This window comes from Kitasatospora sp. NPDC093558 (assembly GCF_040683475.1).
In the GTDB taxonomy this organism is placed as follows: domain Bacteria; phylum Actinomycetota; class Actinomycetes; order Streptomycetales; family Streptomycetaceae; genus Kitasatospora.
On sequence record NZ_JBFBDY010000262.1, the window covers coordinates 1 to 8,905 of the forward strand.

The 8,905-nt window shown below is 73.8% G+C and carries 9 protein-coding genes and 1 pseudogene; 3 read left to right on the forward strand and 7 right to left on the reverse strand.

The features are described from left to right. Positions 1-111 precede the first annotated feature (111 nt). The gene (locus AB0O00_RS22525) at positions 112-774 is read right to left on the reverse strand and encodes a hypothetical protein (protein ID WP_363654463.1); all 663 of its coding nucleotides are present in this window, start codon (positions 772-774) and stop codon (positions 112-114) included. A gap of 314 nt (positions 775-1,088) precedes the next feature. Here AB0O00_RS22525 and AB0O00_RS22530 point away from each other — a divergent pair, with 314 nt between their 5' ends. The 3 genes from AB0O00_RS22530 (at position 1,089) to AB0O00_RS22540 (ending at position 2,364) form a co-directional block, all read left to right on the forward strand. Further along, complete coding sequence (locus AB0O00_RS22530; RefSeq protein WP_329929036.1) at positions 1,089-1,433, forward strand: rodlet layer protein; 345 nt, start codon at positions 1,089-1,091, stop codon at positions 1,431-1,433. Between the two features lie 98 nt (positions 1,434-1,531). Beyond that, positions 1,532-1,876, forward strand: coding sequence for a rodlet layer protein (locus AB0O00_RS22535; protein WP_188309838.1), 345 nt, complete (start codon positions 1,532-1,534; stop codon positions 1,874-1,876). Between the two features lie 221 nt (positions 1,877-2,097). After that, positions 2,098-2,364 carry a hypothetical protein gene (locus tag AB0O00_RS22540; RefSeq protein WP_363654465.1) on the forward strand — a complete coding sequence of 89 codons (267 nt, stop codon included), beginning with the start codon at positions 2,098-2,100 and terminating at the stop codon, positions 2,362-2,364. 65 nt (positions 2,365-2,429) lie between these two features. Here AB0O00_RS22540 and hemB read toward each other — a convergent pair whose 3' ends face one another. The 6 genes and pseudogenes from hemB to AB0O00_RS22570 form a co-directional block, all read right to left on the reverse strand. Beyond that, the gene (gene hemB, locus AB0O00_RS22545; RefSeq protein ID WP_363654467.1) at positions 2,430-3,410 is read right to left on the reverse strand and encodes a porphobilinogen synthase; all 981 of its coding nucleotides are present in this window, start codon (positions 3,408-3,410) and stop codon (positions 2,430-2,432) included. Positions 3,411-3,481: 71 nt separating this feature from the next. Further along, complete coding sequence (locus tag AB0O00_RS22550) at positions 3,482-5,131, reverse strand: uroporphyrinogen-III synthase (RefSeq protein WP_363654468.1); 1,650 nt, start codon at positions 5,129-5,131, stop codon at positions 3,482-3,484. Between the two features lie 150 nt (positions 5,132-5,281). Beyond that, complete coding sequence (gene hemC / locus AB0O00_RS22555) at positions 5,282-6,289, reverse strand: hydroxymethylbilane synthase (protein ID WP_363654470.1); 1,008 nt, start codon at positions 6,287-6,289, stop codon at positions 5,282-5,284. Between the two features lie 41 nt (positions 6,290-6,330). After that, on the reverse strand, positions 6,331-7,671 hold the full coding sequence (locus tag AB0O00_RS22560) for a glutamyl-tRNA reductase (RefSeq protein WP_363654472.1): 1,341 nt from the start codon (positions 7,669-7,671) through the stop codon (positions 6,331-6,333). A gap of 25 nt (positions 7,672-7,696) precedes the next feature. Continuing rightward, a complete protein-coding gene (locus AB0O00_RS22565; RefSeq protein WP_363654474.1) occupies positions 7,697-8,584 on the reverse strand; it encodes a redox-sensing transcriptional repressor Rex in 888 nt (295 codons plus the stop codon). A gap of 107 nt (positions 8,585-8,691) precedes the next feature. Next, positions 8,692-8,905 (reverse strand): annotated as a pseudogene (locus AB0O00_RS22570) (hypothetical protein); the annotation flags it as partial.

The window sequence follows — 8,905 nt, forward strand, 5'->3', positions numbered from 1 at the left end:
TCTTCCGTGCTGCCGGCCGCGCTGCTCCCGTTCCACCTCCGGTGCCCCCGCATCCCTTTGTTCCCGGGGGGTGCCGGGCTCTCGCGTGTGCGGGGGGGCTCAGAGGGGGGCTCAGAGCTGGGCGAGGTCCGTCAGCCCGGTCTCCTGCACGACGCCGGTCGTGGTGGCCGTGGTGGTCGTGGCCAGGTCGTTCACCTCGTCGGTGAGGGAGATGCGGTGGGCCTCGTCGCCGAGGGTGGCCTTGGCGCCCGGCACGGCCTGCACCGCGCCGGTGACCAGCCGCGGGTCCACCTCGTCCACCTTGAGGTGACCGCCGGCCAGCTGGCCGGTGCCGTCCTGGGCGAGCGAGAGCGGCTTGCCGAGGGCGAGGCCCGGGGTGTCGGCCCGCAGCGGCGCGGCGGGGGCGTCCAGCAGGACCTTGCCGAGGTCGGTGCTCTCGTCCACCAGCGGGACGGGCAGCTCGGCCTTGGCGCTCGGGCCCACCTTGCCGGTGCGCAGCTCGGGGATGAGGCGGTCCGGGAGCAGTTCGGTGCTGGTGCTGGTGGTGCGCCCCGGCGCCGGCGGCATCACCAGCGAGGTGGGGATGCCGGCCTTGACGTGGCTGTCCAGCGGGGCGAGCGGGATGTCCGCGGGGACCTGCTGGGTGGCCAGCTTGTCCTCCAGCGCACCGACCTGGTCGGGGCTCATCGGGGCGGCGGAGGCCGATCCCTGGGAGGCGAGGACGCCCGCACCGACCGCCAGCAGCATCGCGCCGGCCCGCTTGGAGAACTTCATGCTTTTCACCGTTCTGCCTGTCCGTACTGGAGATCTTCCGAGGGGGGTACGGCCGCGCTACCCGAGTACCGCAGCCGTAAAGCAATCTGTCTCAACGAGTGAGCGGGAGTGCGGATTGCGGCGGTTAACCGATTCGGCCTAATAATCCGACCGGAAACCACTCCAGGACGCGCCTCCCGGACTCTTTTCAAAAATCCCCGTAACCTTCCGTGCCGTCATTCTTTGATCTGGACGTCAGTGACTGCAGACCGGGTCTGAGCGTTCTACGCGTTGTACGCACGGAAACCAAGAGCTTTTCAGAGAGGGATCTCCCCATGATCCAGAAGTCCTTCGCCGCCGCCGGCCTGGCCGTCGCCGCGCTGGCCGCCGCCGCCGCGCCGGCCACCGCCATCGGTGACGCGGACGGCGCCGCCGCCTCCATCGAGGGCAACGGCGGCACCAACTTCACCGGCACCGTCGGGAACAACAGCCCGAACTTCCACTTCCTGGACAACGCGAACGTCTGCCTCCCCGAGATCCACAACATCGCCGTGGGCGTTCTCGGTGTGGCCGTCCCGGTCGAGGTCCCGATCGCCAACAGCGGTGGCAAGCAGTACTGCACCCAGGGCCAGGGCACCCAGAGCCACGGCGACGCCGGCGTCTCCCACCTGGTCGGCTGACGAACCGTCGCAGCCGTCCCGCCTGCAGCTCCCGGGCAGGCCTCCTGAACCATCCTTCGAATCGCTCCCCGATTCACCCCTCGAGAGGAAAACCGGAAATGATCAAGAAGTCCCTCGCCGCCGCCGGCCTGGCCGCCGCCGCCATCGCGATGTCCGCGGGCTCGGCCTCCGCCATCGTCGACTCGGATGGCGCCGCCACCTCGGTCCAGGGCAACGGTGGCACCAACCAGACCGGCACCCACGGCAACGGCAGCCCGAACTTCCACACCCTGGACAACGCGAACATCTGCCTGCCGGAGGTCCACAACATCGCCGTCGCCGTCGTCGGCGTCGCGGTTCCGGTCGAGGTGCCGGTCCTGAACAGCACCCCGAAGCAGATCTGCAACGTCGGCCAGAACACCCAGTCCTCGGGCGACGCGGGTGTCTCGCACCTGATCGGCTGATCCAGGGGCATGGCACGGACGGAGGGCCCGGGGAGGTTGGTCTCCCCGGGCCCTCCGGGCTGTACGGACGAGGTGTCCGGCGGGCTGCCGCACTGGGGTGCGCCCGGCCGGGTGAACGGCCGTCCGGTCCGGCGCGTGGGGCGGCGGGCCGGGCGGCCGGAAGTGATCACGTGTCAGAGGCAGAGCGCCGGCCGAGGCGCTCCCGAAGAGAGGGCAGAACCATGAAGAGCAAGCTGGCCAAGGTCGCGCTGACCGCCACCGCCGCGCTCGCGCTCGCGGGTGCCGCCACCCCGGCGTTCGCGCACGTCGGCCTGGCGGGCGGCGGCGAGTTCGTCGGCTCCGCCGACCCGGTGTTCGCGGCCGGGCAGTGGGCCGGCATCGCCCACACCTCGCACATCGTCACCGGCGGCGAGGGCTGGGGCGCCGCCACCGCCACGGACGTCGCCGGCGGCGAGGACGGCTTCGTCCACGTCCACGACTGGCGGTAACCGTACGGCGAAGGCCGGGCCCCTCCTCACGGGGAGGGGCCCGGCCTCGTGCACGACTGCGCCACCTACTTGAGCATCGCGGCGGCCTCGGCCGCCCAGTAGGTGAGGATCTGCTGGGCGCCGGCCCGGCGGATCGAGGTGAGCGTCTCCATGATCATCCGCTCGCGGTCGATCCAGCCGTTCGCCGCCGCGGCCTCGACCATCGCGTACTCCCCGGACACCTGGTACGCGGCGACCGGCACCGGCGAGGCGTCGGCGACCTGGCGCAGGATGTCGAGGTAGGCCATGGCGGGCTTGACCATCACCAGGTCGGCGCCCTCGGCGACGTCCTGCTGGAGCTCGCGCAGCGACTCGCGGGCGTTGGCCGGGTCCTGCTGGTAGGTCTTGCGGTCGCCCTTGAGCGAGGAGCCGACGGCCTCGCGGAAGGGGCCGTAGAACGCCGAGGCGTACTTCGCGGTGTAGGCGAGGATGCCCGTGTCCTGGTGCCCGGCCTCGTCCAGCGCCCGGCGGACCACCGCGATCTGGCCGTCCATCATCCCGGACGGGCCGACGAGGTGGACGCCGGCGTCGGCCTGCACTCGGGCCATCTCGGCGTAGCGCTCCAGGGTGGCGTCGTTGTCCACGCTGCCGTCGGCGGCCAGCACGCCGCAGTGGCCGTGGTCGGTGTACTCGTCCAGGCACAGGTCGGACATGACCACCAGGGCGTCGCCGGCCTCGGAGACGACGTCCCGGATCGCCTGCTGGAGGATGCCGTCCGGGTTGGTGCCCTCGCTGCCGATCGCGTCCTGCACCGCGGGCACGCCGAACAGCATGACGCCGCCCAGACCGGCCTCGGCTGCCTCGACCACGGCCTTGCGCAGGGTGTCCCGGGTGTGCTGGACGACGCCCGGCATCGAGGTGACCGGGATGGGCTCGCTGACGCCCTCGCGGACGAACAGCGGCAGGATCAGCTCCGCCGGGTGCAGCCGGGTCTCGGCGACCAGCCGGCGCATCGCCGGGCTCTGGCGCAGCCGGCGGGGGCGAACGTACGGGAATTCAGCGGACACGGCTTCTCTCTCCGAACGGTGGTGCAGCTCCGGGGGCGGCGGGATCACCGCCCCCGGGTCACAGCGGGGGGTCAGCGGGCCTTGCGGCGCGAACCCGGGCGGCGCTCGCTGGGCCGGTAGACCGGCTCACCGGCGGCCGTCGCGGTGTCGCGGCGCTTGGCCCCGAAGTCTGCCAGCGCCTGGGCCAGCGCGGCCGCCGACGGCGCCGGGGCCATCACGTCGACCCGCAGGCCGTGCTCCTCGGCGGTCTTGGCGGTGGCCGGGCCGATGCAGGCGATGACCGTGACGTTGTGCGGCTTGCCGGCGATGCCGACCAGGTTGCGCACGGTCGAGGACGAGGTGAAGAGCACCGCGTCGAAGCCGCCGCCCTTGATCGCCTCGCGGGTCTCGGCCGGCGGCGGCGAAGCGCGCACCGTCCGGTACGCCGTCACGTCGTCGACCTCCCAGCCGAGCTCGACCAGGCCGGCCACCAGGGTCTCGGTGGCGATGTCGGCGCGCGGCAGCAGCACCCGGTCGATCGGGTCGAACACCGGGTCGTAGGGCGGCCAGTCCTCCAGCAGGCCGGCCGCGGACTGCTCGCCGGAGGGCACCAGGTCCGGCTTGACGCCGAAGTCCACCAGGGCCTGCGCGGTGGTCTCGCCGACCGCCGCGACCTTGATGCCGGCGAACGCGCGGGCGTCCAGGCCGTACTCCTCGAACTTCTCCCGGACGGCGCGGACGGCGTTCACCGAGGTGAAGGCGATCCACTCGTAGCGGCCGGTCACCAGGCCCTTGATGGCCCGTTCCATCTGCTGCGGGGTGCGCGGCGGCTCGACCGCGATGGTCGGCACCTCCTGCGGCACCGCGCCGTACGAGCGCAGCTGCTCGGACAGGCCGTGGGCCTGCTCCTTGGTGCGCGGCACGAGGACGTTCCAGCCGAACAGCGGCTTGGTCTCGAACCACGAGTGCGAGGCGCGGTGGGCGACCTGCTCGCCCACCACGGCTATCACCGAGGTGGCCGGGTCGACCGGGGCCGAGACCGGCGAGGGCAGCACCCGGGCGGCCTTCAGGTCGGCCGCGATGCCGGACAGGGTCGAGGTGAAGGTGCGCTGGCGCGTGGTGGTGCCGGACAGCGTCGCGCTCAGCGCCGCCTCCGGCTTGCGGCCGTTGGAGACCAGCGCGGCGGCGGTGGCCGGCAGCTGGCCCAGCGTCGTGCGGACCACCAGGGTGGTCTCCGGCGCGCCCAGGTCGACCGGGCCGCCGGCCAGCAGCGCCGCGCCGTCGACGAAGCGGACGTCGGTGCCGGCGGAGCCGCGCAGCGGCACACCGGCGTAGGCCGGCACGCCGACCGACTGGGCGACGCCCGGGACCACCTCGAAGGCGATCCCGTCGCCCGCGCAGCTGAGCATCTCCTCGGCGGCGCAGCCGTCCAGGCCCGGGTCGCCGTCGACGGTGCGGACCACGTGCTTGCCGGCCCGCACGGCCTCGGCGACCAGCTTGGCCAGGTCGAGCTCGACGCCCTCGGCGCCGGGGGTGTGCACCTGCACGCCGGCCGGGCAGTGGCTGCGCACGGCGGCGGCGGTCAGCGGATCGGCGACCAGGACGTCAGCCGAGGACAGCACCTCGACCGCGCGCAGGGTCAGCAGCCCCGGGTCCCCGGGGCCCGCGCCCAGGAAGGTGCACCGTCCGGCGGCGGACTGGCCGGCCGGGAACGGGGTGTCGGTGGCGGCGGTGGGGCTCATGCGCCCACCTCGCTGCGCTCGGCAGGGGCATTCGCCCACGCGCACCTATTCATGATTCGCTCACTTCGGTCGCTCATGCGCCCACCTCGCTGCGCTCGGCGGTCTCTTCGCGAAACGCGCACCTCTTCATGATTCGCTCGCTTCGCTCGCTCATCGGGCTCGCTCCCCCATCAGGGCGGCCGCGCCCGCGTCGAGCAGCCGCGCGGCCAGCGCGCGGCCGAGGGCCGCCGCCTGCTGCTCGGCGGTCTCGTCGAGGACGATCGGACCGTTGGCGGACATCTTCAGCAGGGTGGCGCCGTCGGTGGTGCCGACCACGCCCTCCAGCCGCAGTTCGTTCGGCCGGACCCAGGTGGCCAGCCCGGCCACCGGCGCCGAGCAGCCGGCCTCCAGGGCGGCCAGCAGCGCGCGCTCGGCGGCCACCTCGGCCCGCGTGGGGGCGTGGTCGAGGGCGGCGAGCGCGGCGGCGAGGTCAGTGTTGGCGCTGGTGCACTCGATGGCGAGCGCGCCCTGGCCGGGGGCCGGGATCATCAGCTCGGGGTCGAGGTGCTCGGAGATCTCCGCGCTGCGGCCGAGCCGGTTCAGGCCGGCCGTCGCGAGCACCACGGCGTCCAGCTCGCCCTTGGTGACGTAGCCGATCCGGGTGTCCACGTTGCCGCGGATCGCGACGGTCTCCAGGGCGACGCCGCGGGCGGCGGCCCAGGCGTTCAGCTGGGCCATCCGGCGCGGGGAGCCGGTGCCGATCCGGGCCGCGCGGCCGGCGCCGGCCAGCTTCTCCACCAGCTCGGCCAGGGCCAGGCCCTCGTGGGCGACCAGGGCGTCGCGGACGTCCTCGCGCTCGGGGACGGCGGCCAGCACCAGGCCCTCGGGGGCGGCGGTGGGCAGGTCCTTCAGCGAGTGCACGGCGAAGTCGATCCGGCCCTCCAGCAGCGCGTCGCGCAGCGCGGAGACGAACACGCCGGTGCCGCCGATCTGGGCCAGCGCCTCGCGCGAGGTGTCGCCGTAGGTGGTGATCTCGACCAGCTCGACGGCGCGCCCGGTGAGCCTGGTCACCTCGCGGGCGACCATGCCCGACTGGGCCATGGCGAGCGCGCTGCGCCGGGTGCCGAGCCGCAGGGCGGGGGCGGCCGGAGCCTGCTCCGTGATCGGTTGACCATTCATGAGGTGATCGTCCCGGTGGTACTCGTGGGATGGCTGACGGTTCATCCGGCGCTCCCGCCCGAGGGCTGGGGCCGGCCGCCGACGGGCGTGCCCGACACGGCGTGCACGGCCGCCGGGTCGAGGTCGAACAGTTCGCGCAGGGCGTCCGCGTAGGAGGCGCCGCCGGGCTCGGCGGCGAGCTGCTTGACCCGCACGGTGGGTGCGTGCAGCAGCTTGTCGACGACCCGCCGGACGGTCTGGGTGATCTCGGCGCGCGAGCGCTCGTCGAGGTCGGGCAGCCGGGAGTCCAGCCGGCCGAGCTCGGCGGCGACGACGTCGGAGGCCATCGAGCGCAGCGCGACGACGGTCGGCGCGATCCGGGCGGCCCGCTGGGCGGCGCCGAACGCGCTCACCTCGTCCGCGACGATCCTGGTGACGGCGTCCACGTCGCCCGCGCCGGGGCTGGCGGCGTGCGCGTGCGAGAGGCTCTCCAGGTCGACCAGCAGGGCGCCGGGCAGCTCGTGCACCGCGTGGTCGACGTCGCGCGGCATGGCGAGGTCGAGCAGCGCGAGCGGCTGCTCCGACCGGCGGGCGGCGACCGCGGCGGCGACGTCCTCGGCCCGGATCACCACACCGGCCGCGCCGGTGCAGGAGATCACCAGGTCGACGTCGGCCAGCGCCTGCGGCACCTTGGCCAGGTCCAGGGTGCGGGCCACGCCCGGGCCGAGGATCTCGACCAGGCGCTCGGCGCGGGCCGGCGTCCGGTTGGCGACCAGCAGGTCGGTGACGCCGGAGCGGACCAGGGTCGCGGCGGCCAGCGAGCTCATCGAGCCGGCGCCGACCACCAGGGCCCGCTTGCCGGCGATCTCGCCCGCGCCGGCCGCGACCTGCTCCAGGCCGAAGGTCACCAGCGACTGGCCGGCCTTGTCGATGCCGGTCTCGCTGTGGGCCCGCTTGCCGACCCGCAGCGCCTGCTGGAACAGCTCGTTCAGGCCACGCCCCGCGGTGTGCTCGTCCTGGGCCTTGGCCAGCGCGTCGCGCAGCTGGCCGAGGATCTGGCCCTCGCCGACGACCATCGAGTCCAGGCCGCAGGCCACCGAGAAGAGGTGGTGGACGGCGCGGTCCTCGTAGTGGACGTACAGGTGGGGGGTCAGCTCCTCCAGGTCCACCCCGCTGTGGTGGGCCAGCAGCAGCGACAGCTCGGCGACGCCGGCGTGGAACTTGTCGACGTCCGCGTACAGCTCGATGCGGTTGCAGGTGTTGAGCAGCGCGGCCTCGGCGACGGTCGCCGTGGCCGCGGCGTCGTGCAGCAGCCGGGTCGGCGCGTCACCGGTCAGCGCGGCGCGCTCCAGCACGCCGACCGGCGCCGTCCGGTGGCTCAGTCCTACGACGAGAAGACTCACGCCCGCCCCCCACAGATCCTCGTGTTCATGCGGGCATCACCGCGGACAGGTCGCCCTCGCCGCCCTTGGCGGTCTTGCCCTTGGCCTGCTCGGCCTGGTCCTTGGCGGCGGCCTCGGCGCGGCCCTTGCCGCTGCCGCCGGCCGCGCGGCGCAGCTTGGCGGCCGCGGCGCGGACCGGGCCGGGGGCGCGGTCGAGCACCGACTCGGTGTGGTCGGGCTCCTCGCCGGCCTTGCGCTGCTCGTGGAAGGCCAGGATCTGCAGCTCGATGGAGAGGTCCACCTTGCGCACGTCCACGCCGTCCGGGACGGTCAGCACGGTCGGGGCGAAGTTGAGGATGCTGGTGACGCCGGACTCGACCAGGCGGTCGCAGACCTGCTGGGCGGCGCCGGGCGGGGTGGTGATGACGCCGATCGAGACGTGCTGGCTCTCGACGATCGACTCCAGCTCGTCCATGTGGCGCACCGGCAGCCCGGCCGCCGTGGAACCGACGACGTTCGGGTCGGCGTCCAGCAGGGCGGCGACCCGGAAGCCGCGGGAGGCGAAGCCGCCGTAGTTCGCGAGGGCGTGGCCGAGGTTCCCGATGCCGACGATGACGACGGGCCAGTCCTGGGTCAGGCCGAGCTCGCGGGAGATCTGGTAGACGAGGTACTCGACGTCGTAGCCGACACCGCGGGTGCCGTAGGAGCCGAGGTAGGAGAAGTCCTTGCGCAGCTTGGCGGAGTTGACCCCGGCCGCGGCGGCCAGCTCCTCGGAGGAGACGGTCGGCACCGAGCGCTCGGAGAGCGCGGTGAGGGCCCGCAGGTAGAGGGGCAGGCGGGCGACGGTCGCCTCCGGGATGCCCCGGGCACGCGAGGGTCGGCGCGCGGCGCCCTGGTCGGGCGTCTGCGAACTGCTCTGTGGTGATCGGCCGATTGCCACGGTGCTCCTGTGGGTGAAGCTGGGCTTTGACAGCCAGGCTATGCGTTTGTGAACGTGTGCACAAAGATGGTGTCCGATTTGTCCCCGCACAGTGATGCGCATCACGCCGTGGAGCCCATAGCACCGCAGTCCGTCAGCACCACGGCCGGGGCGGGCACCCCGGGCAGCCACGGGCCGTACGGCGCCTCCCGGCGCAGCAGCGGGACGGCCGCCCCGGACGGGCGGGAGCGGGCCCGGCCGAGCCGCGGCCACGGCACCAGGGCCGCCTCGCGCAGGGCCCCCGCCAGGTCCTCCGGGGCCTGGTCCTCCGGCGCC

Excerpts from the sequence above, each read along its gene's own strand:
- AB0O00_RS22525 (WP_363654463.1), bottom strand. The coding sequence starts at position 774 with ATGAAGTTCTCCAAGCGGGCCGGCGCGATGCTGCTGGCGGTCGGTGCG.
- AB0O00_RS22535 (WP_188309838.1), top strand. The coding sequence starts at position 1,532 with ATGATCAAGAAGTCCCTCGCCGCCGCCGGCCTGGCCGCCGCCGCCATC.
- AB0O00_RS22540 (WP_363654465.1), top strand. The coding sequence starts at position 2,098 with ATGAAGAGCAAGCTGGCCAAGGTCGCGCTGACCGCCACCGCCGCGCTC.
- AB0O00_RS22550 (WP_363654468.1), bottom strand. The coding sequence starts at position 5,131 with ATGAGCCCCACCGCCGCCACCGACACCCCGTTCCCGGCCGGCCAGTCC.
- AB0O00_RS22530 (WP_329929036.1), top strand. The coding sequence starts at position 1,089 with ATGATCCAGAAGTCCTTCGCCGCCGCCGGCCTGGCCGTCGCCGCGCTG.
- hemC (WP_363654470.1), bottom strand. The coding sequence starts at position 6,289 with ATGAATGGTCAACCGATCACGGAGCAGGCTCCGGCCGCCCCCGCCCTG.